A 26,032-nucleotide genomic window follows, 5' to 3' on the forward strand; every position below is an offset into this window, starting at 1 on the left:
ATATTTAAGAAATTTGAAGGAATAGCGGGGCTTCCACGAACCCTTTGTTTATGGTATACTGTAAAGGAAAATTATTAAATTTTACATAAAATAATAACATAAATGGAGGAGAGAAACATGAGTGAAGAAAAAAATGTAACTCTGGAGCAGGACGTGCTCGTAGAGAAAGAGGTGGTAAACGCACCGGCTGAACCAGTAGCAGAAGCGGAGTCATCAGAAGTAGCGCCAACAGAAGTAGCGCCAGCAGAAGCAGCGCCAGCAGAATCAGCACCAGCAGAAGCAGTGCCAGCAGAGGCAGAGGCAGCACAACCACAACCACAACCGGAAGCCCGCGTAGAAACCATGGAAGACTATGCCAAAGAGCTGGAAGCTTCCTTTAAGCGTGTAAAAGAAGGAGATGTCCTGACCGGAACTGTAGCAGGTGTGACGGAAGACCAGGTTTTGGTTGACTTGAAATACTACGCAGGCGGCGTTATTAATAAGGAGAATATCAACGGTGATCCGGATTTCCAGCTTCAGGCGGAGATTCATCCTGGCGATGAGATTACAGCCACGGTCATCAGCACCGACGACGGGGAAGGCAATATCGAGCTTTCCATGAAGGAAGCCAACGAGAACATGTTATGGGATAAGTTTGCCGCGATGCTGGCCGACCGTACCATCGTAAATGTTAAGATTGCAGAGATCGTAAAGGGCGGAGCCGTTGCGTATCTGGAGGGTGTCAGAGCATTTATTCCGGCTTCCAAGCTGGCGGCGGAATATGTTGAGGACTTAGAGGAATATAATGGAAAGACCATAGAAGCCACCGTTATTACCGCTGATCCGGAAGCAAAGAAACTGGTGCTTTCTGGTAAGGAGCCTGCGCGTGCGAAGCTTCAGGAAGAAAAGAATAAGAAGATCGCCAAGTGTGAAGTGGGAGCCGTCATGGAAGGAACCGTGGATACACTAAAAGAGTATGGCGCATTTGTAAACCTGGAGAACGGCTTATCCGGACTTCTGCATATTTCGCAGATCAGCAACCAGAGAATCAAACATCCGGGCGCTGTCTTAAAGGAAGGCCAGACGGTAAAAGTAAAAATTATCTCCATTAAAGACAATAAGATCAGCTTAAGCATGAAGGCCCTCGAGCCGGAAGAGGAAATCGATTTAGAAGGATTCGATTTCAAGGGCGACGGAGAAGTGACTACGGGCCTGGGCGCGCTGTTAAAAGGATTAAAATTTTAGAAAGTCAGGAAAAAGAATATAAAATGCCGGGTTTCTATGGTATACTAATTCTAACGGGCAGAGGCGCTTTGTCGCGGCTCTGCCCGGACTGACTAGAATGCGGACACGTGGTGAGGAAGGGAGGAATGAAGATGAATATTCCCAATTCATTTAACCAGGTTGACCAGTGGAAATCTGTGATGTTTTTGTATGACTCGGCATTAAAGGAAATCAATACAAAGATTGAGATACTCAATAATGAGTTTGTGCACATCTACAATTACAATCCGATTGAGCACATCAAGTCCCGTCTTAAGACGCCGGACAGTATCGTTAAGAAGCTGAAGCGCTACGGATTTGAAGTGACGATCGACAACATGGTGGAAAAGTTAAGCGATATCGCGGGAATAAGGATTATCTGTTCCTTTACATCAGATATCTATCAGATCGCTGAGATGATAACGAAACAGAGCGATGTTACGGTGCTCTACGTAAAAGATTACATTAAGAATCCAAAGCCAAATGGCTATAAGAGCTATCATATGGTTGTGACGATTCCGATTTATCTGACTGACGGACCTGTCGATACGAAGGTGGAGATTCAGATCAGAACGATTGCCATGGACTTCTGGGCAAGTCTGGAACATAAGATCTATTACAAATTTGAAGGAAATGCCCCGGCGTATTTACAGCAGGAATTGAAGGCCTGTGCAGATGTGGTCAATATGCTGGATGTAAAGATGTTTTCCTTAAATCAGGCTATTTTGGAACTTGCAGAGGCACAGCGGGAGCAGGATCAGGAGATGCCCGATGATGAGGAAGTGGCAGAGGAAGAATTACCGTAGAATGTGGGCAGCCAGAGCGGATTCCATCCGTTCGGGCTGCTTTTTAGCAAATCAGGCGAGGACTGAAACAACGGGATATGGATTGGAATGACAGGCTATGGATTGAAAATAATAACCCTGTAGAAGAAGGTTGTATATGAGGACATTGACGAAGGAAACATGCCAGATTCTTAAATTTAATCAGAAGAATGCATTGCTTTTTGAAGTCCTGTACCGCCTGCTTACCGGGCCGCTTTATCTCTTCCTGCTTAATAAGGGATTAAAGTGGTCTTTAAAGATGGCCGGATACAGCTATTTAACTGCGGGCAATATCGGTTATTTTTTTCTGAAGCCGGGGACGATCGTCATGATTCTTGTGATCGGTATCATCGGTATCCTCTTTCTCGCGCTTGAGACCGGATGTCTCCTGACCCTGTTTCAGGGGGCGGCGTATTTCCGGAAGCTCAGTGTGGGAGAGATATTTTTAGGCGGATTATCGAAGCTGTCTGATGAGATTAAGAAGAAAAACTGGCGGCTGGGGCTTCTGATTCTGGCTGATTATGGGATTTCCAACCTCTATCTAATCTACCGGGTACTGACCCATGTCAAGCCGCTGAATTTTGTCATGTCAGAGCTGATGAAGCAGAATGCCGGCCGCCTGGCGGTCTGCGCAGCAGTGGTGCTGGTCATCCTGGTTGTTGTACCGGGGCTGTATACTTTTTACACCTGTATGATCGAACAGAAGAGCTTCCGGGACGGCTACAGACGAAGCCGGAGGCTGATAAAAGGCCATCTGGCGAATACCGTGTTTTTGCTGGGCGGATATTATGCGGGACTGATCGTTTTGCTTCATGTGATCTATATTTTCTGTATCCTGGTGGCGGCGGTCGGTATGAGCCTGTTTACGGATAATCGCCTGGCGCTGGCGATTCTGCCGGCGGTCGGGGACCGGATCGAGCTGGTGCTTATCTTCCTGGCCAGCATGGCCCTGGCACTGGGGAATTTTGCAGCGCTTAGCGTCCAGTATTATCAGTACAGCAACCGTCTGAGCCGGGAACCCCGGTGGGATTTCTCCTATCCTTCCAGAAAATCGTTCCGCGGGCGGATACTGGGAGCGGGCGTGGCTGTGGCGGCGGCGCTCAGCCTCTTGTTCCTCTTCAACCTCGTGAGAAATGGTTCGGCCATCACCGACGATATCCTGACGGAGATCCAGATCACGGCGCACCGCGGAAGCTCCAAATCAGCACCGGAGAACACCATGGCTGCGATGGAACTGGCAGTGGAGAATCTGGCCGATTTTGTGGAGATCGATGTGCAGGAGACGGCCGACGGCGTTGTGGTTCTGGGGCATGACTCCACGCTGAAACGAGTGGCGGGAGTGAACCGGACCATCGGCTCCTACACTCTGGAAGATCTCCAGGATCTGGATGTGGGGAAATGGTTTTCCGAGGAGTTTGAAGGAGAGCGGATTCCGACGCTCGCAGAAATTATGGAGTTCTGCAAGGGCCGGGTCAAGATGAATATTGAAATTAAGAACCTGGGAAAGGACAGTCCCCTGCCGGATAAGGTGGTGGAGCTGATCTCGGATTTTCAGATGAAGGAGCAGTGTGTGATAACTTCCACACGCCTCTCTTATCTGTCCAGAGTGAAGGAATTGGATCCGGATATACGAACCGGATATATTATTTCTGCCGCATACGGTGATTATTATTCCGATGATGATGTGGATTTTATCAGCATACGGTCCAGCTTTGTCAGCGGTAAGCTGGTGGAAGCCGCCCATGAAAAAGGAAAAGCGATCCATGCGTGGACGGTGAACAACAAGAGCGAGATGGAGCGTATGAAGATGCTGGGAGTTGACAACATCATCACGGATTATCCGGTTCTGGCGAGAGAGATCGTCTATCGGGAGCGGGCGACGGAGACGCTGTTTGAATATCTCCGGCTTGTATTAAAGTAGACGTAACAGTCTGAACTGTTACTAATAGACAGGAGTTATTGGCATGAAGGTTGTACTGCAGAGAGTTTCCCGCGCGGCAGTGTCCGTGGACGGGGAAGTAATTGGAGCCATTGGCAAAGGTTTTCTGCTTCTTCTGGGTGTCTCAGACACGGACACGGAGCAGACAGCGGACCGGATGGTGGATAAGATATGCAAACTGCGTATCTTTGAGGATGAGAATGGAAAGACGAATCTTTCGCTTGCTGATGTCGGCGGAGCGCTTCTGGTGGTAAGCCAGTTTACGCTTTACGCGGACTGTAAAAAGGGCAACCGGCCCAGCTTTGTAAAGGCCGGGGGGCCGAAACTGGCGGAAGAACTGTACGAATATGTGATTGACCGGTGCCGTGAACACGTTCAGACGGTAGAGCATGGAAGCTTTGGCGCACATATGAAGATAGATCTGGAAAATGACGGACCGTTCACCCTGGCGCTTGACAGCGGCGAACTTTTCTGAAATAGGATATAGCTGCCCTCTGAGAGATTACCGGGCGCAAATTGAAATAATAAAATAAACAGACAAACATGGAGGTTATTTACACAATGGAAAAGACAAAGGGAGAAATTTTAGCAGAAGAATTAACATGGGAATTCCCGAATATTGCGAAGGAGGCACCGGAACAGCGTGAAGCTGCGGAAGCCTTCTCGGCAGGGTATAAGGCATTTTTGGATAAAGGTAAGACAGAGCGGGAGTGCGTAAAGGAAGCTGTAAAGATCCTGGAAGCCGCAGGCTATACGCCGTTTGAAGCTGGTAAGAAGTATTCTGCAGGCGACAAGGTATATCTGGTAAACCGGAAAAGTCGGTGATAGCGACAACGTTCGGAAGTAAATCTGTAGAAGAAGGACTTCGCTTAAACGGAGCGCATATCGACTCCCCACGCCTTGATCTGAAACCGAATCCTGTCTATGAGAAAAGTGATCTGGCGTATTTTAAGACTCATTATTATGGTGGAATCCGCAAATATCAGTGGGGGGCCACCCCGTTATCCATGCACGGCGTCATCGTGAAGAAGAGCGGCGAGATTGTAGAGGTGAATATCGGGGAACAGGAAGGCGATCCGGTCTTCTGTGTGACGGATCTGCTTCCGCATCTGGCGGCTGAGCAGAATATGCGCCCCTTAAAGGATGGACTGAAGGGGGAAGAACTGAATGTAATTATTGGCTCGATTCCATATGTGGACGAAGCAAAGATCAAGGAGCCGGTTAAGCTACTGGCGCTTCAGCTGTTAAACGAACGTTATGGAATTACTGAGGCTGATTTTTTCCGTGCCGAGATAGAACTGGTTCCGGCTCATAAGGCCAGCGACGTAGGTCTGGACCGCAGTATGATCGGTGCTTACGGCCAGGATGACCGAGTGTGTGCATACACAGCGCTGATGGCGGAGATTGAGACAGAGAATCCGGTCTACACCACTGTAACCATTCTTACCGATAAGGAAGAGATCGGTTCTGTGGGAAATACCGGACTAAACTCCGATTATGTACTCCATTATGTAGAGGAACTGGCGGAGACACAGGGCGCAGATGTGAAACGCGCACTGAGGAATTCCATCTGCTTATCCTCCGATGTGAATGCGGCTTACGATCCCACATTTCCGAATGTCTATGAGGAGCGGAATTCCTGCTATTTAAATAAGGGCTGCGTATTGACTAAATATACAGGAAGCCGTGGGAAGTCCTCATCCAACGATGCCAGCGCCGAAGTGATGGCAAAGGTCATCGCCATGATGGATCAGGAAGGCGTGTACTGGCAGATCGGCGAGCTCGGCGCTGTCGATGTGGGCGGCGGCGGAACAATCGCTCAGTATGTAGCGCATATGAACGTGGACGTAGTCGATCTGGGAGTGCCGATTCTTTCCATGCATTCTCCGTTTGAGCTGGCATCCAAGCTGGATGTATATAATACATACAAAGCATTTTTGGCTTTTTACAGGGCTTCCTAAGGGGCTGCGGGGCCGGAAACGGCAGCTGCGTATTCTGAAATTTTTGTTAATTTCGGTAAAAAGCTTTTTTTACATGCTCCGATATGGTATAACTGTCAGGAAGCATTTTATATATTTATTATTTTGGTTAAAGGAAAAGGAACGTATTATGAGAAAATTTTTGAAAGTTGCTGCCTGTGGTCTTATTATGGCGGCAGTTGTGACAGGCTGCTCCAAGAAGGCGGCAGAAGAGACGACACCTGCGGAAACCACTGCCGGGACTACTACGGAGGCCGGTTCAGAAGCGGGCGCGTCTGAACAGCTGCAGATGATGGATTTATCCGGAATCGATAACGGTACTGTGACACTCGGTGATTATAAGGGAATCGAAGTGACCAAGACACCAGTGGAAGTATCTGACGAAGAAGTGGACGCTGCGATCTTATCAGAGCGCGAGAGCAAAACCACCTATGATGATGTGGACCGTGCTGTTCAGGATACAGATAAGGTAAATATTGACTATGTAGGAACAAAGGATGGCGTGGCATTTGATGGCGGTACCGCGCAGGGACAGGATCTTGTGATCGGTTCTCACCAGTTTATTGACGGGTTTGAGAGCGGTCTGATCGGCGCAAAAAAGGGCGACGAGGTGACACTCGACTTAACCTTCCCGGAATCCTACGGCAACGCGGATTTAGCCGGTCAGGCAGTTGTATTCAAGGTAACCGTCAACAACGTACAGGAAAAGAACATGCCGGAATTAGACGAGGCGTTCGTTCAGGAAGTATCTGATTTCAAGACGGTTGACGAGTATAAGGAAAGCAAAAAGCAGAGCCTTCTGGAGCAGAAGGAAGGCCAGGCGCAGGCGGCAGTTGAGAATGATATTCTGAAAGCAGTCGTTGAAAACTGCCAGATCGAGACGACGCAGGAAGCCGTTGATGCGAACTTCAATAATTATCTGCTTAACTATACCAACCAGGCAGCGATGTACGGCATTGATTTAAATACATTTACATCCGCGTTCTACGGTGTGGATGAGGAGACCTTTAAAGAGAACTACGTAAAGAATATTGCAAAGTCTGCGGTTGAGCAGAGACTGGTATTCCACGCGATCGCGGACCAGGAAGGTATTACCGTATCTGACGAAGATCGTGATAATCTTGCGACAGAGATGGGATACGAGAGTAAAGATCAGATGATTGAGTCGGCCGGAGCTTATAACGTGGACGACTATCTGATTTCTACCAAGACCATGAAATTTTTAGTTGATAATGCAGTAATCAAATAAAAAAATCTTACGAGTAGGGGGAACCTTTATGCAGCTTTTAAAGGACAGGATACGGAAAGACGGAAAGATTAAATCCGGCGATGTATTGAAGGTAGACAGCTTTTTAAACCATCAGATGGATATTAAGCTGTTCGAAGAGATCGGAAAGGAGTTTAAGAGACGTTTTTCCGATGTCAGCATCAATAAGATCCTTACAATTGAGGCATCCGGAATCGGCATTGCGTGTATTGTTGCCCAGTATTTTGATGTTCCGGTAGTATTTGCGAAGAAGTCCAAGACGAAGAATATCGCCGGGGATGTCTACACCACCAAGGTGGAATCTTTTACACATGGTAAAGTCTATGATATCATGGTTGCCAAAGAATTTTTAGGCGCTGGAGACAAGGTTCTGCTGATCGACGATTTCCTGGCTAACGGCAAGGCTTTAGAGGGCCTGGCAGCCGTTGTAAAGGATTCGGGAGCGGAGTTAGTCGGTGCTGGAATCGTGATTGAGAAAGGCTTTCAGCCTGGAGGAGACCGTCTGCGTGCGGATGGAATCCGTGTCGAATCCCTTGCAATCGTAGAAAGCATGGATGAAAAAACGGGCAGTATCCGTTTTCGGGGTGATGAATGACGAGCAACAGAAAAGCATTATTTTTTGATATAGATGGGACACTTCTTTCTGAAGTGAACCGGAATGTACCGGAGAGTGCCAAGCGTGCGGTTGCGAAAGCGCGGGCCAATGGGCATCTGGTATTTATCAATTCCGGCCGTACATACAGCCTGATCGGTCCGATCAAGGGCCTGGTTGAAGTGGACGGCTACTGCTGCGGATGCGGCACAAGGGTGATTGTGGATGACGAGGTGCTGTTTTCCTTTACCATTCCCCATGAGCGCGGCCTGCAGATTAAGAAGGACATTTTAAAGTATAATATGGAAGGAATTCTGGAAGGCACGGAGCACTGCTATTTCAGAAAAGCCAAAACCAGATTTACCCAGCTGGAACAGATTCGGGAAAATGTCGAGCGAGACGGCCATGGAGCACCTTATTCCTGGGAAGATGACTGCTATGATTTCGATAAGTTCTGCGTATTCGCAGACGAGCAGAGCGATCTGGCCGGATTTTCGAGGGCGCTGGGGCTGGAATATAACATCATAGACCGCGGAGACGGGTTCTATGAATGTGTTCCGGCGGATTATTCCAAGGCGACTGCCATCGATGTGGTTCTGGAGAAGTACGGAATGGCGCTTGAGGACGCTTACGTGTTCGGTGACAGCACCAACGACCTTCCGATGTTTGAACATGCGAAGAACTGTATTCTCATGGGACACCACGATGTGGAGCTGGAGCCATATGCCACGTTCTTTACAAAGAATGTGGAGGATGATGGAATTGAGTATGCCATGAAGAAGCTGAAGCTGATCTAAGCGGCATGCAGAGCCAGTGCAGCATTGCACTTTCACTGTGATATTCATGCAATGCAGGAGACTGAAGTGATAAGAGAGTAACAGGCGCCACGGCCGTTAATTCGGAGTGGCGCCTGTCTTTGTTTGAAAAGAGGTTGACATTCCCGGGAAAAACAACTAAAGTTAATCGTAGTTTAACAAAGGAATGGGTTAAAGTATGAAAGCAAAAGTGAATGTGATTGTGGCCATGCTGATGTTTGGAAGCATTGGCCTGTTTGTACGGGGGATCGCGCTCCCCTCCAGTGTGATTGCCCTGGTGCGGGGCGTGATCGGCTGCCTCTTTCTGGTCACGGCCGGATGTCTGATGAAACAGCCGGTCAACTGGAGAGCGATTAAGGGCAACTGGCTGGTGCTGGTGCTTTCGGGAGCGGCCATCGGTTTTAACTGGATTTTTCTGTTTGAGGCCTACCGATATACGACGGTGTCGTGTGCGACGCTCAGCTACTATTTTGCCCCGGTGTTCGTGATCCTTGTGTCGCCCATTGTGCTGGGGGAGAAGCTGACAAAGAAGAAGCTGTGCTGCGCGGTAGGAGCGGTCATTGGAATGCTTCTGGTATCCAATGTACTCTTTCTGGAGAACGGTGAAAATGGCCTTCTCGGCATATTCTTCGGCCTGATGGCTGCGGTCCTCTATGCCAGTGTCATGATACTCAATAAATTTATGAAGGGCCTGACCGGCCTGGAGACGACCGCTGCACAGCTGGGCGTGGCGGCTGTCATTCTGCTTCCCTATACGGTGCTGACCACTGCAGAACCGTTCTCTGCGGTCTGGGCGTCCGTTCCGGCGATATCCTGGGTCCTGCTGGCATTTGTCGGGATTGTCCATACCGGAGTGGGATACCTTCTGTATTTTTCGGCTATGAAGAAGCTGCCGGCGCAGACGGTGGCGGTCCTAAGCTATATCGATCCGGTGACCGCGATTCTTTTATCCGCAGTAATACTCAGGGAGACCATGAGCGTACCGCAGATGGTCGGAGCCGCGCTGATTCTGGGGATGACGTGGATGGGCGGCAGGGAGACGCAGGACAGATAAAAGGGAATTTTTCTATGAAATATAAAAGCATTGGAATAATTGTCGGGCAATCATTCCAATGCTTTTTCTCATCCATATAACTTTATTCTGCACTGCTTTCCGATTCTGCGGCCTCGCTGCTCTCAGCCGGAGGCGCTGTTTCCTCATCGGGTATCTGCTTAAATTCCAGATTGTCGAACGCGGTGGCAATACAGATTCCGGTACCACTCGCCATATAGTTAATCTTTACGCGGTCACCCGGCTCTGTGAGGGCCAGTTCATTGCTCAGATCGTAGGAAATGGTAAAGATCTGATCCGGTTTCTCCTTCAGGATCAGCTTGTAGGTGATGCTCTCACCTAATGCCTCACTGGCGATCCGGTAGACCTTTCCTTCAACTTCCTTTGCATTCTGCCCTGTGATGATGCCGTCATTGCTGCTTCCCATAACCTGCCGGAAATTACGGAGCGCGCTGTCGATAGTCTCCCCGGTTCCGACATTCGTATAGTTGGATACGGAGACGAAAGCGTACTGCTTGATCAGACCGGCTCTGTCCTTCAGTGTCATGAAGTACGTGGCCTTTCCGTCCAGATTGATGATCATCGGGAAGGAGGCGGAATAGCCATACTGCTGAACCTTACCCTGGGCGGACTGCTGGGCCGCCATCTCGGTGGCGCCGCTCATCTGGTACATCTTCGGTTCCTTCGTTACCATGTCCACCATGATAAATCCGATGGCGGATTCATCGGAGCCCACGCTGGTGAGTCCTGTGAAGAGGTAGCAGTCGGAGCCGTTGTAGACGATGATGTTGCCCTGGCTGGTTCGGAACTTATCCTGGTTGGAGAAGTTGAAGATACCGTGAACATAGGCGCCCTGATTCTGAATCTGCTGCATGATAAACTCTTCCGGCTGAACGCGGTCTACCCATTCCGGCAGATCATCCACACCGTAGTAATTAGTTTCACCAGTGGAGGCGTTTACAATCGCCACGCCGCTTGCCTCCGGAAGACTGAACAGCCAGCGGTTCTTATAGGTAGTGATTACCCAGTAGGGAACGCCGTCGTCATCCAGTTCGAAGGAGTAATCCGTCATACCCTGGAAGAGGCCGCCCTCAAACAGGCGTACATGGCGGTTTAAGTCGTCCAGCAGGTAGGCATTCTCCTGATACTTAATCTTGTGATCCGTTACCAGATCCACATCGCTTACATCGGTCGCGGATACGACGATGTATCCGGCGGAACCGTCCAGATTCTTTAACCATTTGAAGAAGCCGGAGTGCTCCAGCGGAACAACCCATACCAGTTTACCATTGACCTTCTGGATTACGGGAGTACCCAGTACGACCTGGCTGCCAAGTCCCGGATTCTCGCCGACCTTCTTATCGGCCAGTTCCCTGGCCAGTGCCTTGTCCACGACCGGAAGCTGGTTAAGGGCCAGCGGCTGTACCGTCTCGGTGAACTCCGAGATCTCGGGCTGCCCTAGCTGGTCGCGGTACGCCTTGTAATTAAACAGAGGCATGGAGAGTACCGTGACTGCAAAATACAGCAGCCAGAAAATGATCAGCAGCGTAATTCCTGTTTTAATTCCCTTGACGTTCTTGTCCACGCTGACGGACATGTGGGAGGACTGATCCGTAGTAACACGGATTCCGCCCAGACCAATCAGGAAATTTAAGACGACGTAGGAGCTGAATATAAAACACCAGGCGAATGCGCCATCCGAATACAGCGGATTTAGGTTGGGGCCCTTGACAATGATCATAATCAGGAAAAACAGAGTCAGAGCAAGGTTTAAGAGTAACTTAGTCTTTTTTTTCATGCGAAACTCCCTTTTGAGAAATATTGAATAGTAATAGTACTATTATATTGCAAAATAGAAAAAACACAAGGAAGGTTTCACATTCTGAGTATAAAGATTTTATAAAGATAAAAGAGTGCACGGCTGTACTGGAAAAAAAGTATGATCGGTTGTATTATAGAAATGGAACGCAGATCATGGGAACGTTTCGGGGGCTGTCCTCGGATGGCATCCCTCGGACGCGGGTCACACCATGATCGTACAGAATTTATCAAACTTTATGAGAGCACATGGCCTGTAAGACAGGGCGTGGCTGAAATGGAGGATTTTATGCAGACTTACAAAAATCCGGTATTGTACGCGGACTATTCGGATCCCGATGTGATTCGGGTCGGAGAAGACTACTATATGGTGGCATCTTCCTTTACTTATTTTCCCGGGGTGCCTCTCCTGCATTCGAAGGATCTGGTGCACTGGGAACTGATCAACTACTGTGTAAAGGAGCTGCCGTATGAAAAATACGCGGTGCCTTCCCATGGATCCGGAACCTGGGCGCCGGCGATCCGTTACCACGACGGAACCTTCATCGTGTTTATACCGCTGGTGGACGAAGGGATTCTGGTGGCCAGAAGCCGCGATCCCTATGGAGAATTCCAGCTGAACATGCTATGCGAACAAAAGGGCTGGATCGATTCGTGTCCTTTCTGGGATGATGACGGGAAGGCATACATGATCTTTGCCTACGCGGGCAGCAGGGCTGGGGTTAAGCACCGCCTGATGATGGTGGAGATCGACCCCGACTGCCGGGAACTCATCGGCGAACCGGTCCTGATCTTCGACGGCGAGCAGATCGCCCCAACCACAGAGGGGCCGAAGATGTATAAAAAAGACGGATACTATTACGTTTTAATGCCGTCCGGCGGAGTGGAGAACGGCTGGCAGTCCTGCCTTAGATCCACGTCGGTGTACGGCCCCTACGAGTATAAGATTGTCATGCGCCAGGGCAAGTCCCCCATTAATGGCCCTCACCAGGGCGGCTGGATAACGGCCCCGGACGGAAGAGACTGGTTCATTCATTTTCAGGATGTCCTGGAACTGGGGAGAATCATCCATCTTCAGCCCATGTGTTTCGTGGACGGATGGCCGTTTATGGGACAGGATACGGACGGAGACGGAATCGGCGAGCCTGTGGCAGAATGGAAAATGCCGGCGGAAGGCATGCCGGAGTATGAGATCGCGCGTGCGGATGATTTCTCCTCGGAGAACCTGGGTCTCCAGTGGCAGTGGCAGGCGAATCCCAATCCGGAAAACTATTCCCTGACCGCCGCACCGGGCCATCTAAGGCTGTACTGCCGCAGAAATCCGTACAGGGAGAATCTCCTGTGGTACGCCCCTAATGTGCTGACTCAGATCCCCCAGCAAAAGGAGTTCTCGATGATAGCCAGGCTGGAACTGCACGGAGATAAGAACGGAGATTTCGGCGGCATCGGCATGGTGGGCCATTCCTACGCCTACGCCGGCTTATACCAGGGGCCGGACGGACCGGAGCTTCGCTGCTATGAGGGGACCGTTTCGGAGAAAATGTTCCTCGGTGAAGCGGAGGAGCGCTGTGTCCTTAAGGCACCCGCCGCCGGCAGCAGCCTGTGGCTGAAGCTTTCTGTCTCCGGGGACAAGACATACCAGTTTTCCTGGTCCGCCGACGGCACCGTGTTCCATAAGCTGGAGCCGGTATTTAGGCTGTGCCGGGCCACCTGGACAGGAGCGAAGCTCTGTCTGTGGTCCTGCTCGCGTGAGAATGAGGAATCGGCCGGATACTGCGATTATGAGTGCGTTCTGTTTGAATAAAACAAATATATAAAGTAAAAAAAACTGCTAAAATGAGTTGAATGTATTCCCTTTTGCCGGTATTTGTGATAATATGGAGACAGGCAGGGGGGGATACAGGCATGAATAATAAAGACCGTCAAATAATGGAAATAAGGGCTGATGAACAGTTTATTAAAAATTATCAGGCGTTATATTATGCAATGAATGCCAAACCTGACTGTAAATCAAAGTTATTTGATAAAGACGTTGTCATCACAACGCCGGATTTAAAAATCTTAATAACAGAATAACTGAAAAGTTTAAGGCTCATTATGATAATGCAGGGTTCAGAATAAATGTAAATATTAATTTTAAAGATAGAGAGAGTATAGAATTTGATAGTTGGGCAACTTTCGAAAAATATGATTTAAATATCGAAAAACCAGTAAACAGTATTTTAATTGTCTGGGAATACAATGCGAAATTGCCAGGTTATCCCCTGCCACAAAAACATACTTTGACGGTTAGACTGGCAGATGAGCTGCGGCCGGAGGAGATGCTCAACATAGTCATTTTAGGAAAATTAGAAGAGGTTGATAAAATAGATCAGGAGATATGCCCTATTGTAGCACGTGTTGATTTCATAAATTCTATGTTAGGTGATGAGCTATTATATATTGTGGAATTATGGCAAAAAGGATTATTAGCGCCGGACTTAGAACAACATAAAGTTTATAAAATTTTAAAAAAGTATAATAGAATTATCGCCTATGCTATAAATTATATATCGTTATTCGTTGTGGTATGGTGTGTAATCAAAGTGATTGGAAATGATATCATAAAGCTGGATATTGAAACTTTAGGGGCGATGTCTATTGACACATTTGGTCGATTGCTTCATAGTATAGTATACGGAATCGTATTTTGTATTGCAGCATATAAAATATTTCAGGTAATAGCTAATATTGTATTCACTACGCTGCGATCCAACAGTGATAATCATACTTTTGACATCACCAATGGAGATAAGGTTATTCGGCAAAAGATAGAGCAGGGAATTAAAAGAAAAAAATCTAAGATTGTTGGAAATATTATATTCACATTTATGTTCAATATTGTTTGCAGCGTTCTGGCTAATTACATATCATAAGCGTGAATAAAACATAGGAGATAGAGTACACATAATAGTAAGGAGATACGGTTATGCAGAAATTAGGGAAAGGAATTTTAAAGGTAATTAAAATAATATTAGAATATCTGGATGTATTATTATTTTATGTTAGCGGAACGAATAGCTATAAAGAGAAAAATGAATTTGAAATAAAAAAGTTATATTGAACAAATAGAATGAATTGTTATCCACGGGACATTATAGAAAAATCCAAAAGTCCCCCTGATAGCCGACACCTTTATTGTCTAATGTCTGGCTATCAAGGGGACTTTTTTCTACATGGTTATTGCTCCATTTTTTTCAGGATACTCCTCGCCACGCTGATTCCGTTGGCAGATGCCTGCTGAAGCCCGCGCGTAACGGAGGCGCCGTCTCCGATGGCGCGAAGTCCCGTGACACTGGTCTCGAAATCAGAATTGACTACAACCTTGTTGGAGTAGAATTTTACTTCCACACCGTAAAGCAGTGTCTCGTCGCTGGCGATACCTGGGGTGACTTTGTCTAAGGCCAGCAGCATTTCTTTAATATCGACCATGATGCGGTGCGGGAATACCAGAGATAGATCGCCGGGAACCGCGTCCTTTAAGGTCGGGATTAAGTTGTTGCGGCAGAGACGCTCTTCCGTGGTACGTCTGCCGCGCTGGAAATCGCCGAAGGTCTGAACCAGAATCTTGCCGTCGCAGAGCATATTGCTGAGCTGGGCGATGTGCTTGCCGTATTCGATCGGCGTCTTGAATGGCTTCGTGAAGTTCTTGGAGACAAGAATCGCGAAGTTCGTGTTGTTTGTCTTGTATTCCTTGGACTTATAGGCGTGGCCGTTGACAACGGCCAGTCCGTTTTCGTAGTATTCTGTGGCGACCTCACCGGAAGGATTCGTACAGAAGGTACGCACCTTGTCGTCAAAGGTCGGTGTGTAGTAGACCAGCTTCGCTTCATAGAGGTTCTTGTTTAAGAACTCCATGATCTCGTCGCGGACCTCTACGCGGACTCCGATATCCACCGTTCCGACGCGGGTCTCGATGCCGTGCGCGTCGCAGATGTGGCTGAACCAGTCAGAGCCTTCGCGGCCGATGGCGGATACGATCTCCGGCGCGTAATACGTCTCGCCCTTATCGGTAACGATGGCCTTCGCCTCGTTATCTTCTATAATAATGTCCTTTACCATGGTGTTGAATTCCATCTCAACGCCCTGAGCCAGTAAATGCTCCTGAAGGCGGGTATAGATCTTGTAGCCTTCCTCTGTGCCGAGATGGCGGATCGGACATTCGATCAGTTTTAAGTTGGCGTTAATCGCCTTTCTGCGGATCTCCTGAATCTCTTTCTGCTTGTCGATGCCGTATACATTCGTGTCGGCGCCGAACTTCAGATAGATGTTATCGGATTCCTTTAAGAGCTCCACTGTCTTGTCATACCCCAGAATCTCCGGGAGATTCCCGCCAACGTCTGGAGAGAGTGACAGCTTGCCGTCGGAAAATGCACCCGCTCCGGCAAAACCGGTGGTGATGGAACATGGCTTGCATCCCACGCAAGTCTTGGTCGTTCTCTTCGGACACGTCCTGTTTTCGATTCTGCGCCCCTTCTCGACCATCAGGATCTTTAAATCCGGTTTCTGCTGAATCAGCTCATAGGCACAGAAAATACCGGAAGGCCCAGCCCCGATGATGATGACATCATAGTTACTTGAATTTGAACTCATGAACAACACTCCTTTTCCCATAAAAATACCAACCAGCCTTATAGTCAACTATTACGGTAGTTGGTAGAAACGTTCAACCTATTTTGAACCTATATAAGGTGTGATTCAGTGACACTAGCATTTTACCATATTGGGAGGGGCACCGCAAGATGTGTGGGCGACTAAATTAATGCGTATAAAATAACGGCTTATAAGATTGAAAAAAACATACATATATGGTAAAATTAAAGCCAGGAAAGCACTCATGACAGGAGTGACAGCCTCCCGGAATTGTGAAACCCGTAAGGGAATACATAGGAAAGGAGGTAACGCCTATGACAGCATATGAAGTTCTATCTATCTTTATTGGGATATTAGCATTGATGATGTCCTTTGGAAGCTTGCTTGTAGCGGTTATCGCCTTTTTCGATAAGAGAAATAAGCGAAAATAAAATGCCCACCCTGTCTAGCACACAGGATGGGCGGTGTCCGTAAGGACATTTAACATTTAACGTGGAGCATCCACTTTTGGAGTGGGTGCTTTCTTTAATATTATTATAATTGATTTATACCCAATATTCAAGTTATTTTTAAAATATTTTATGATATACACCGCATCTTCCCCCTTTACATCAAGGTTTCAAACTGTTAAAATGAGTAAACCAGCCAGCGTTAGATACCCCCTACAAGGAAATCTAGCGCTTTTCGGGCGTTATGAAGTCCAATACCCCGCCGCAGGCAACTAGTACTGCATTACGCAATGCAGTACTAGGCATTGGTTCTCGCGGCAGTCGCCGGCCGGACATGCGGGCATGTTCGCCTGGTTCGCTGCCCGCGGAAATAATTGGCATGAACTCAGAGATAAATTAATATAGAACATAGTAAGGAGCGGAAAATATGTATTTGATCGCAGGACTTGGAAATCCAACAAGGGAATATGAAAAAACGAGACATAACGTAGGCTTTGAAGCCATCGATATTCTGGCGGACAAGGCCGGAACGACGGTGACGGAGAAGAAGCATAAGGCGCTGTACGGAAAGGGATATATCGGCGGCCAGAAGGTGATCCTGGCGAAGCCCCAGACGTATATGAATTTAAGCGGGGAAAGCATCCGGGAAATAGCGGACTTTTATAAAATAGAACCGGAGAACATCATCATTCTCTGCGATGATATTAATCTGTCAGAAGGGCAGCTGCGCATACGCTTAAAGGGAAGCGCCGGCGGCCACAACGGCTTAAAAAATATCATCAGCCATCTGGGAACCCAGGAATTTCCGAGAATACGCATCGGGGTAGGCGAGAAACCGCGCGGCATGGACCTGGCGGACTACGTGCTGGGGCGATTCCCGAAGGAGCAGCAGGCAGTTATGGAGGAGGCGTACCGCGACGCGGCGGAGGCGGCCTGCATGATGATCGAGGACGGAGCAGATGCGGCGATGAACCATTATAACAGAAAAAATAAGGAGAATTCATGAGCGATGTGTTTGAAAGTCCATTAAGAGAGCTGAAGGAATTTGAAGATTTAGACCGCGATTTAAACCGGAAAAAAGGGCCGGTTCTGGTCAGCGGCTGTATGGATTCCCAGAAGGTCCATTTAATGTACGAGGCGGCGAAGGAGGTGTCCTGGAAGCTGGTGGTCACTTACGACGACACCAGAGCCAGGGAGATTTACGAGGACTTCCGCAATTTCGAGCCGGGAGTCTCTCTGTATCCTGCCAGGGACTTACTGTTTTTTAACGCGGACATTCACGGAAATCTTTTAACTAAACAGCGTATGGCCGTATTCCGCAGGCTGATGGAGGAGAAGTCCGGCGTGGTCGTCACTACCTTTGACGGGCTGATGGACCATCTGCTTCCGCTGGCCTTCTTACAGAAGCAGATTCTCGAGGTGGGAAGCGGACAGACTTTAGATATCGCAGAGTGGAAGGAAAAACTGGTAGAGCTGGGGTACGAGCGCGTAGCCCAGGTGGATGGAATGGGCCAGTTTTCGATCCGGGGCGGAATCATCGATGTATTTCCGCTGACCGAGGAACTGCCGGTCCGTATCGAACTGTGGGATGATGAGGTGGATTCTATCCGTACCTTCGATATCGAGAGCCAGCGGTCCATCGAAGAACTGGAACGTGTCCTGGTCTATCCGGCCACGGAGATGGTGCTGACGAAGCAGCAGATCGCAGACGGACGGGAAGCGATCGAAAAAGAGGCAAAGAAATACGAGAAAGAGTTAAGGGCGCAGCTTAAGACCGAGGAAGCAGCCCGGATTCATTCCATTATTTCGGAACTCTCGGATGGCCTTAAAGAGGGCTGGAAGCAGCACGGCCTGGACGGATATATTCATTATTTCTGCCGGGACAGTGTGTCATTTCTCGACTATTTCCCGGAAGAGGACACGGTCATCTACTTAGACGAGCCGGAGCGGTTAAAGGAAAAGGGCGCTACGGTGGAGGAAGAGTTCCGGGAGAGCATGATATCCCGTCTCGAGCACGGATATCTGCTTCCAGGACAGACGGGACTGCTCTATCCGGCCAGGGAGATGCTGGCGAGGACTCAGAAGAGCCGCACCGCGTATCTGACCGGCCTGGAGCAGAAACTCTCCGGATTTACAGTAAATGGAAGATACAGCCTTTCTGTGAAAAATGTGAACTCCTATCAAAATGGATTTGAACTGCTGATCAAGGATCTGACCAGGTGGAAACGGGAGGGATACCGTGTAATCCTTCTTTCCGCCTCCAGGACCAGATCCAGCCGTCTTGCCAGTGACTTGAGGGAGTACAACCTGCGGGCATGGTGCCCGGATGAGAGCCGGGAAGAGGTGGAAGTAAAGCCGGGTGAGATCCTGGTAACCTACGGAAACTTACACCGCGGCTTCGAGTATCCGATGATCAAGTTTATCGTGATCACGGAAGGCGACATGTTCGGCGTCGAGAAAAAGAAGCGGAAGAGGAAGAAGACCACCTACGAGGGGACGAAGATTCAGAGCTTTTCCGATCTGTCCGTGGGGGACTATGTGGTTCATGAGGACCACGGCCTCGGTATCTACCGCGGAATTGAGAAGATCGAACAGGACGGAGTCATCAAGGATTACTTAAAAGTAGAGTATGGAGACGGAGGCAACCTCTATCTGCCCGCCACACGCCTGGACGGAATCCAGAAGTACGCCGGTTCCGAGGCGAAGAAGCCGAAATTAAACCGTCTCGGCGGAGACCAGTGGAACAAGACGAAGACCAGGGTGAAAGGCGCGGTTAAGGAGATCGCCAGGGACCTGGTGCAGCTATATGCAGCCAGACAGGACACCCAGGGCTTTCCGTACGGGCCTGATACGGTATGGCAGAAGGAATTCGAGGAGATGTTCCCTTACGAGGAGACGGAGGACCAGCTGGACGCCATCGATGCCACCAAGGGCGACATGGAGAGCCGGAAGATTATGGACCGCCTGATCTGCGGCGACGTGGGCTACGGAAAGACGGAGATCGCCCTGCGCGCCGCGTTTAAGGCGGTGCAGGACGAAAAGCAGGTGGTGTATCTGGTGCCAACCACGATTCTGGCCCAGCAGCATTACAACACCTTTGTCCAGAGAATGAAGGATTTCCCGGTGCGTGTGGATCTGATGTCCCGGTTCCGCACACCGGGCCAGGTGAAGAAGACGCTGGAGGATTTAAAACGTGGACTGGTGGATATCGTGATCGGCACCCACCGCGTGCTGTCAAAGGATGTCCAGTTTAAGGATTTGGGGCTTCTGATTATCGATGAGGAGCAGCGGTTCGGCGTGGCTCACAAGGAGAAGATCAAGAAGCTGAAGGAAAATATCGATGTTCTCACCCTGACCGCGACTCCGATTCCCAGGACGCTGCACATGAGCCTGGTGGGAATCCGCGACATGAGTGTGCTGGAGGAACCTCCGGTAGACCGTATGCCCATCCAGACGTACGTGATGGAGTATAATGACGAGATGGTCCGGGAGGCCATTAACCGGGAGCTTTCCCGCGGCGGCCAGGTGTATTACGTATACAACCGCGTCAGCAACATTGACGAGGTGGCAAACCATATCGCCAGTCTCGTGCCGGAGGCCTCAGTGACCTTCGCCCATGGCCAGATGCACGAGCATGAGCTGGAGCGCATCATGTTTGATTTCGTCAATGGGGAGATCGATGTGCTTGTCTGCACCACCATCATCGAGACGGGACTCGATATTCCCAATGCCAATACGATGATCATACAGGATGCGGACCGCATGGGACTTTCCCAGCTGTACCAGCTGAGGGGGCGCGTGGGCCGGTCGAGCAGGACTTCCTATGCGTTTCTCATGTACAGACGTGACAAGATGCTCCGTGAGGAGGCGGAGAAGCGTCTCCAGGCCATCCGGGAGTTTACGGAGCTGGGTTCCGGCATCAAGATTGCCATGCGTGACCTGGAGATCCGCGGGGCGGGCAATGTTCTGGGCGCGGAACAGCACGGCCATATGGAAGCGGTCGGGTATGACCTTTACTGTAAGCTGTTAAATCAGGCGGTATTGGAATTGAAGGGCCAGCGGAGGGAGGAGGACACCTACGAGACTGTGGTGGACTGCGATATCGACGCTTATATCCCCACCTCTTATATTAAGAATGAATATCAGAAGCTGGATATTTACAAGAGGATTTCCAGTATTGAGAATGAGGATGAGCACATGGATATGCAGGATGAGCTGATGGACCGTTTCGGAGATATTCCGAAGCCGGTTGAAAATCTCCTGCACGTGGCGGCCATCAAGGCGCTGGCTCATGGTGCTTACGTGACCGAGGTGAACATCAACAGCCAGGAGATCCGGCTCACCATGTATCAGAAAGCGAAGCTTAACGTGGCGGGCATACCGGCTATGGTGGAGCGGTACCGCGGCGATTTGAAGTTCCATATGGCGGATGAACCGTACTTTACGTTCATCGACAGACGGAAAAACCAGACCACGGCCGGCATGATGGAACAGGCGGAAGAGCTGCTGAAACAGTTGCGTGAATTGACAGAAAAATAAAGAGTATTCTGAAAAGTGTTTATAAAAATTTAAGCTTGCGATGGTTGCTATTAGCCTATTTTATGATATAATAATAGTAGAAGAAGGGATGAAAATCCCCAATGCATGCTATATTTCCATAATCATAAAATATAAGAAAGGTGGTAACCATGGACGTTTTAGGTATGTATCTTCTGCAGAGAGTTTCGAATGAGCTGACCATTCAAAGGAATGAATCATTTGAGAACAGATTTGTAGCTCCGGTTCCTGACAGCACGGCGGCAAGGGTGACGCATGAGGCGTATGTATGCTCCTCAAAGGACGTATCACCAAGGGTCACGAAAGGAGCGTTCTGATTCAGACAATGAAGATTGCGAAAGAGTAGTAGGAGTTTCGTAAGCAGGCGGCTGTTCCGGGTTCTGTAAGGAGCATGCTTAAAAGATTTTGAAAGGAAGCTGCTGCACCGGCTTTGTAAGACCAGCGGTGCGCAGCTTCTTTTTATCGGGTAAAATGATAGAAAATACGATACGGGGAAAGGATACCATTTATGAAGCAGAATTACATCCTGTATGCAGGAAGCTATGCAGCGGCAGAGGAGGCCGGAATTCACGGGTACAGGCTGATCCGGGGAGAAGGCGGGGAGCCGCGGCTCACGGAAGTTTTTGCGGCCGCAGGAGTGTCGAATCCGTCGTACCTGGCGGTTTCCTCCGATGGCCGGTTTTTATACTCCGTTATGGAGGACATGACTTATGAAGGAAGGACCGGAGGCGGTGTGGCTGCGTTCCGGATTCACGGCGATTCGCTGACGCTTCTTAACACACGGGGAACGGAGGGGACGCTGCCGTGTCATCTGCTTCCCGATGAGAAGCGGGGCTTTCTGTACGCAGCCAACTATATGAGCGGCAGCGTATCCATGTTCCGGTTAAATGCGGATGGCTCCATCGGGGAACTGTGTGATTTGAAACAGCATTCCGGCCATGGACCCAATAAAGAGAGACAGGAGGGGCCTCATGTTCATTATGCAGGGTACTCTGCGGATGAAGCTGGTCTCTGGTGTGTGGATTTAGGGATCGACCGGATCAAATATTACAGGATCGATAAAGAGAATGGGAAGCTGGAACCGGACGAGAAGCGTGATATTGTATTTCCGGGAGGTACGGGACCGAGACATTTTGTCTTAAACGGTGAGAAGAGAGAGCTGATGTATGTGGTGAGTGAACTGAGCTCAGAGGTATTTGTGATTCAATGCAGCGGCGGAGAAAACCGTATCCTGCAGAGAGTCTCCACACTGCCGGAGCAGGCGGAGAACAGCACGTGTGCGGCCATTCATTTATCCGGCGACGGGCGTTTTCTCTGTGCGTCTAACCGGGGGCACGACAGCATCGCGGTGTTTGCGGTGGACGTCGGTACCGGACTTCTCACGTTCACCGGGCGGACCGGGACGAGGGGGAAGACGCCCAGGGATTTCTGCCTTTGCGGGGACGTAATCCTTTCCGCGAATCAGGACAGCGATACGATTACCATGTTTCGATTTGATGAAGAAAATGGAAAAATCGATGACATGGATGAGGAGATCCGCTGCGGATCGCCGGTATGTCTGATCGGCGCAGCGGAACGGTGAGGAGAAGACAGGCAGGAAGAATATAACAGAACAGCCATCAACCACAAAATCTGATCGTATTTGCGCCAGTTCAAAAGAACTGGCGCATTTTCTTACGCCAGACTCTGCAGTCATGATACTGCGGAAGCCGCATTCAGAGCGGTCTTCACGGCTGTAAATCAATTTTAAAAACCTCATTCGATGGAAAATGACAGGGATATATTACGAAAAATGGCAGACATGAGTATAAATCTCAGCGTTCGTAGCAAAATAGTATCAGTGATATAAAATTGTACACCATGGAGGAGTTTTATATGAAAGCAACAGGTATTGTAAGGAGAATTGATGACCTTGGCCGTGTGGTAATCCCGAAAGAAATCAGGAGAACCCTTCGTTTGAGAGAGGGTACGCCGTTAGAGATATTCACAGACAGGGAAGGCGAAATCATTTTAAAGAAATATTCACCGATGGTTGAACTGACGGCGTTTGCATCCCAGTATGCGGAAGCTATGGCACAGACGACAGGACTTACCGTCTGCATCAGTGACAGGGACCAGGTGATCGCGGTTGCCGGTGGTTCGAAAAAGGAACTGCTCCAGAAGACGATCAGCAAACAGCTGGAAAACGTAATTAATGAAAGAACCGTATTGCTGGCTGGAAAAGATGATAAGAATTTCACTCCCCTGACAGGAGAAGCCCTGGAAGGGATCACAGCCCAGGTGATCGCGCCGATCATCTGTGAAGGCGATGCGATCGGGGCGGTTGCTTTGTTAAGCCGAGAGCCCAGAGCAAGATTCGGAGATATGGAAACGAAGCTGGCCACGACGGCAGCAGGATTCCTTGGAAGACAGATGGAAGGCTGATAACAGCCGTAAAAAAGGAGGTGACAGAGATGGCAGCGTATGATCCGAAGGAAGATGATTACGGTGATGGAGACATTCCCGAAGTGGATACAGAACCCTACAAGGACGGCTTCTATGTGGAGCCGCTTCCCGAGTCCACACGTCCCAGAAGGGACGGCCCCGGCGGGGACTGATGATGAAAAATGAAAACGGCCTGTCAGCTTCATGGCGACAGGCCGTTTTGTTTAATTGATTATCTGATCGCCGTCCTTGATGCAGTAATTGACGCGCACGCCCAATTCCTCCATCCACTGACGGGTCTCCAACGTCTTCCAGTCCCCGCTTCCGATACCGCCGCCGTTGTCGTTGTCCCAGAGCCACTGCGGGCAGGGCCATAAGGCGATCTGAGGATTGATGGCTGCGTAGACATCGCGGTTTACGCCGTACTGTCCGTGATGGGACATCTGTACGATATCGCTCTTAAGCTCGGCGGTCGTGTGCTCGTTCATTAAGAGCTGTCCGCCTTCCGGTCCCAAGTCGCCCAGAACCAGGATGCTGACGCCGTTTAAGTAAAACTTAAAGACGACGGAGCTGTTGTTGACAGAGGTGGCATCCAGCAGATACGGATCATTCATGACGACGGCCCGGATATCGCCCAGCTGTATTTCCTGGCCCTTGGTGATGTCGCCGTGAAGCTTCTCCGGCGGAAGCTTTGCCAGGGCGTCCCGAAGGCCAACTACGAAGTCGCCGCGTCCGGAACCGTGGGTATCGTACCATTCCTGGTCTGTAAATTTGTAGTAGACGTTGTCAATAGTGATCTGGCTGTCCGGATTATTTAAAATCTCAATCAGGGCGCCTGCATGGTCGGAATGGGGATGGGTGATGAACCAACCGGAGACATGGCCTCCCTTGGAGCGGATCACATCGAGTAAATGGGCGGAATCACTGTCCCAGCCGCCGTCAATGACGACAAGAGTGCCATCCTTTGACTGCATGACCATGGACAGCATCTGACGGTTGCCGTGGTCAGCCAGCAGAGACAGGCTTCCGCCGTCAAAGAGCTGGCTTCCCGGCCCGATGGACAGTTTGGAAGAAAACCCCATACGCTGTATGGCCGGCTGTCCTTCCGTTCCTTCTGCAGCCACGGGCTGTCCGATAAAGCTGGTCAGTACAATATTTAAAAACAGAATTCCCGCGGCTATTTTTTTCCAGATATTAAATGATTTCATGTTTCCCTCCGGTTTCTTTTTTGACTATCCCTTATTATATAAGATTGTCCCCGTTTTTAACAGGTGGAGGCGCGAATTGTCAGGAAATCTTCAGAAATGGCGAAAGCTGCCGCTGTTATTGAGAAAAAACATGCATTAAGCTCTCTTTTCTGCCGGCACAAGGATATGGGAAGCCTGTATCCCGCCGCGGCAGATGGTGTTGTGCGCGATCCGGTTCACTTCGCTGTCGAAACCATTTTCTGTATTACTGTTTGGAAACATAAAATTTTTTGCGCCGGAGGTAACGGTAAAACGCATCCGGTGGCCGGCTTTGAAGGTGTTGGAGAGCTTTGTGGTTCGAATGCGCACCTCATAGATGCCATCCGGTTCCATAAATTCCGGTTTTTCAAAGCTGTTTCTGTATTTTACATCCATGACACCGTCCGCCAGCTTAATGGAGATTCCGTTTTCATCCACATCCGTGATCCGCACGAATAAATCGGTGTCAGGACAGTCGGAGGAAAGATAAAGGACTGCGGTGATGTCTCCGGTCACGGTCAAATCGTGCTCCAGCACCGGTGTGGTGTAGCACAGGATATCATCGCGTTTCTCTTCTTCGGTGTAGTCTTCCGGCACCTCCAGCTCATTTTCGGAAACGTCTATGATGTGTGCGGCGGGAGAGTCGGGATCGTAATCGTAGGAATCGGATTCCTGCCTTTGAGGTTTACATAATGTTAGAGCCTCGCGGTCCAGATACCAGACGGTGGGAACGGTTTCCGGCAGAGGCCAGTGCTTTCCGGTCTTCCAGCAGTTGTCACCCAGTGTATAGTATTCCACTGGCGCGGTGGTTTCGATGCCGTTGTCTTCACCCTTTAAAAAGTGATCCAGCCACGCAAAGCACAGGAGATCCATATCATAGCGCAGTGCGCGTTCTCCCATAAAGATGCCGTGGATGTCGTAATTGGCGTTGCCGCTGTGTTTCCAGGGGCCGAGAACCACCTTGTACGATCCGGTGGGATAGAAATCGTCGATCAGCTCCAGCGCTTCCGTGGTCCCCATTCCATTGTCGTCAAACCATCCGGACATGACGAGGGCGGGAACGACATGGCCGCAGCTGCGCTCTCTCCAGTTGGCTTTCCTCCAGAAATCGTCGTAGTCGGGATGCCTCAGCCATTCGTTTAAGAATGGGACATCGATGCCCAGCGCCTTTTTGGCCATGTCCCGGATGGGCCGCAGCTTTAAGACCTCTTCCCAGT

Annotated in this window: 23 protein-coding genes, 1 pseudogene and 1 riboswitch; of the genes and pseudogenes, 20 read left to right on the forward strand and 4 right to left on the reverse strand. The window is 49.6% G+C overall.

Annotation, left to right across the window (positions count from 1 at the left end):
* The first annotated feature begins 117 nt into the window (after window positions 1-117).
* From ACLTD4_RS14295 to ACLTD4_RS14335, 9 genes and pseudogenes are all read left to right on the forward strand, one after another.
* Complete coding sequence (locus tag ACLTD4_RS14295) at window positions 118-1,224, forward strand: S1 RNA-binding domain-containing protein (RefSeq protein ID WP_181988721.1); 1,107 nt, start codon at window positions 118-120, stop codon at window positions 1,222-1,224.
* 131 nt (window positions 1,225-1,355) lie between these two features.
* Window positions 1,356-2,048 carry a GTP pyrophosphokinase family protein gene (locus ACLTD4_RS14300; protein WP_055659227.1) on the forward strand — a complete coding sequence of 231 codons (693 nt, stop codon included), beginning with the start codon at window positions 1,356-1,358 and terminating at the stop codon, window positions 2,046-2,048.
* A 136-nt stretch (window positions 2,049-2,184) separates the two neighbouring features.
* On the forward strand, window positions 2,185-3,987 hold the full coding sequence (locus tag ACLTD4_RS14305; RefSeq protein WP_117623959.1) for a glycerophosphodiester phosphodiesterase: 1,803 nt from the start codon (window positions 2,185-2,187) through the stop codon (window positions 3,985-3,987).
* A 43-nt stretch (window positions 3,988-4,030) separates the two neighbouring features.
* Window positions 4,031-4,480 carry a D-aminoacyl-tRNA deacylase gene (gene dtd, locus ACLTD4_RS14310; RefSeq protein WP_117623960.1) on the forward strand — a complete coding sequence of 150 codons (450 nt, stop codon included), beginning with the start codon at window positions 4,031-4,033 and terminating at the stop codon, window positions 4,478-4,480.
* 86 nt (window positions 4,481-4,566) lie between these two features.
* A pseudogene (locus ACLTD4_RS14315) lies at window positions 4,567-5,966 on the forward strand (aminopeptidase).
* A 148-nt stretch (window positions 5,967-6,114) separates the two neighbouring features.
* Window positions 6,115-7,233 (forward strand): trigger factor, encoded by a 1,119-nt coding sequence (gene tig, locus ACLTD4_RS14320; RefSeq protein WP_055659205.1) that lies wholly within the window; start codon window positions 6,115-6,117, stop codon window positions 7,231-7,233.
* 28 nt (window positions 7,234-7,261) lie between these two features.
* Entirely contained in the window at window positions 7,262-7,846 is a 585-nt protein-coding gene (locus ACLTD4_RS14325; RefSeq protein WP_002605207.1) for a xanthine phosphoribosyltransferase, read from the forward strand.
* A complete protein-coding gene (locus ACLTD4_RS14330; RefSeq protein WP_055659203.1) occupies window positions 7,843-8,640 on the forward strand; it encodes an HAD hydrolase family protein in 798 nt (265 codons plus the stop codon). The genes ACLTD4_RS14325 and ACLTD4_RS14330 overlap by 4 nt, the downstream gene beginning before the upstream one ends.
* A gap of 196 nt (window positions 8,641-8,836) precedes the next feature.
* Window positions 8,837-9,712, forward strand: a complete 876-nt coding sequence (locus ACLTD4_RS14335) for a DMT family transporter (protein WP_117623961.1) — start codon at window positions 8,837-8,839, stop codon at window positions 9,710-9,712.
* 82 nt (window positions 9,713-9,794) lie between these two features.
* On the opposite strand, the gene ACLTD4_RS14340 is transcribed toward ACLTD4_RS14335, so the two are convergent.
* Window positions 9,795-11,507, reverse strand: coding sequence for a hypothetical protein (locus ACLTD4_RS14340; protein ID WP_117623962.1), 1,713 nt, complete (start codon window positions 11,505-11,507; stop codon window positions 9,795-9,797).
* Between the two features lie 309 nt (window positions 11,508-11,816).
* Between ACLTD4_RS14340 and ACLTD4_RS14345 the strand changes: the two genes are divergently transcribed.
* From ACLTD4_RS14345 to ACLTD4_RS14360, 4 genes are all read left to right on the forward strand, one after another.
* On the forward strand, window positions 11,817-13,331 hold the full coding sequence (locus ACLTD4_RS14345; RefSeq protein WP_117623963.1) for a glycoside hydrolase 43 family protein: 1,515 nt from the start codon (window positions 11,817-11,819) through the stop codon (window positions 13,329-13,331).
* A 101-nt stretch (window positions 13,332-13,432) separates the two neighbouring features.
* A complete protein-coding gene (locus ACLTD4_RS14350; protein ID WP_181988720.1) occupies window positions 13,433-13,603 on the forward strand; it encodes a hypothetical protein in 171 nt (56 codons plus the stop codon).
* Between the two features lie 173 nt (window positions 13,604-13,776).
* Window positions 13,777-14,442 (forward strand): hypothetical protein, encoded by a 666-nt coding sequence (locus ACLTD4_RS14355; protein ID WP_147335919.1) that lies wholly within the window; start codon window positions 13,777-13,779, stop codon window positions 14,440-14,442.
* Window positions 14,443-14,495: 53 nt separating this feature from the next.
* Window positions 14,496-14,630 carry a hypothetical protein gene (locus ACLTD4_RS14360; protein WP_270467743.1) on the forward strand — a complete coding sequence of 45 codons (135 nt, stop codon included), beginning with the start codon at window positions 14,496-14,498 and terminating at the stop codon, window positions 14,628-14,630.
* A 116-nt stretch (window positions 14,631-14,746) separates the two neighbouring features.
* Here ACLTD4_RS14360 and ACLTD4_RS14365 read toward each other — a convergent pair whose 3' ends face one another.
* A complete protein-coding gene (locus ACLTD4_RS14365) occupies window positions 14,747-16,159 on the reverse strand; it encodes an NAD(P)/FAD-dependent oxidoreductase (RefSeq protein ID WP_055659196.1) in 1,413 nt (470 codons plus the stop codon).
* Between the two features lie 21 nt (window positions 16,160-16,180).
* A riboswitch (purine riboswitch) is annotated at window positions 16,181-16,276 on the reverse strand.
* A gap of 197 nt (window positions 16,277-16,473) precedes the next feature.
* On the opposite strand from ACLTD4_RS14365, the gene ACLTD4_RS14370 reads away from it, so the two are divergent.
* The 7 genes from ACLTD4_RS14370 to ACLTD4_RS14400 all read left to right on the forward strand — a co-directional run bounded on the left by ACLTD4_RS14370 (window position 16,474) and on the right by ACLTD4_RS14400 (window position 23,762).
* On the forward strand, window positions 16,474-16,590 hold the full coding sequence (locus ACLTD4_RS14370) for a putative holin-like toxin (protein WP_333490891.1): 117 nt from the start codon (window positions 16,474-16,476) through the stop codon (window positions 16,588-16,590).
* Between the two features lie 445 nt (window positions 16,591-17,035).
* Entirely contained in the window at window positions 17,036-17,614 is a 579-nt protein-coding gene (gene pth / locus ACLTD4_RS14375) for an aminoacyl-tRNA hydrolase (protein WP_002605191.1), read from the forward strand.
* On the forward strand, window positions 17,611-21,147 hold the full coding sequence (mfd, locus tag ACLTD4_RS14380) for a transcription-repair coupling factor (protein ID WP_117623965.1): 3,537 nt from the start codon (window positions 17,611-17,613) through the stop codon (window positions 21,145-21,147). The genes pth and mfd overlap by 4 nt, the downstream gene beginning before the upstream one ends.
* Window positions 21,148-21,296: 149 nt before the next feature.
* On the forward strand, window positions 21,297-21,482 hold the full coding sequence (locus ACLTD4_RS14385; RefSeq protein WP_002605189.1) for a hypothetical protein: 186 nt from the start codon (window positions 21,297-21,299) through the stop codon (window positions 21,480-21,482).
* 191 nt (window positions 21,483-21,673) lie between these two features.
* Window positions 21,674-22,747: a lactonase family protein gene (locus tag ACLTD4_RS14390; RefSeq protein WP_117623966.1), complete on the forward strand. Its 1,074-nt coding sequence runs from the start codon at window positions 21,674-21,676 to the stop codon at window positions 22,745-22,747.
* Between the two features lie 293 nt (window positions 22,748-23,040).
* Complete coding sequence (gene spoVT, locus ACLTD4_RS14395) at window positions 23,041-23,589, forward strand: stage V sporulation protein T (protein ID WP_002605187.1); 549 nt, start codon at window positions 23,041-23,043, stop codon at window positions 23,587-23,589.
* A 29-nt stretch (window positions 23,590-23,618) separates the two neighbouring features.
* Complete coding sequence (locus ACLTD4_RS14400) at window positions 23,619-23,762, forward strand: hypothetical protein (protein ID WP_002605186.1); 144 nt, start codon at window positions 23,619-23,621, stop codon at window positions 23,760-23,762.
* Window positions 23,763-23,813: 51 nt separating this feature from the next.
* Here ACLTD4_RS14400 and ACLTD4_RS14405 read toward each other — a convergent pair whose 3' ends face one another.
* Together ACLTD4_RS14405 and ACLTD4_RS14410 are read right to left on the reverse strand one after the other, a co-directional pair.
* Window positions 23,814-24,797 (reverse strand): ComEC/Rec2 family competence protein, encoded by a 984-nt coding sequence (locus tag ACLTD4_RS14405; RefSeq protein WP_117623967.1) that lies wholly within the window; start codon window positions 24,795-24,797, stop codon window positions 23,814-23,816.
* Window positions 24,798-24,932: 135 nt separating this feature from the next.
* On the reverse strand, window positions 24,933-26,032 hold a 1,100-nt coding region (locus ACLTD4_RS14410), incomplete at its 5' end, for a CocE/NonD family hydrolase (protein WP_412331385.1).

The sequence above is a fragment of the Hungatella sp. genome (assembly GCF_046966825.1).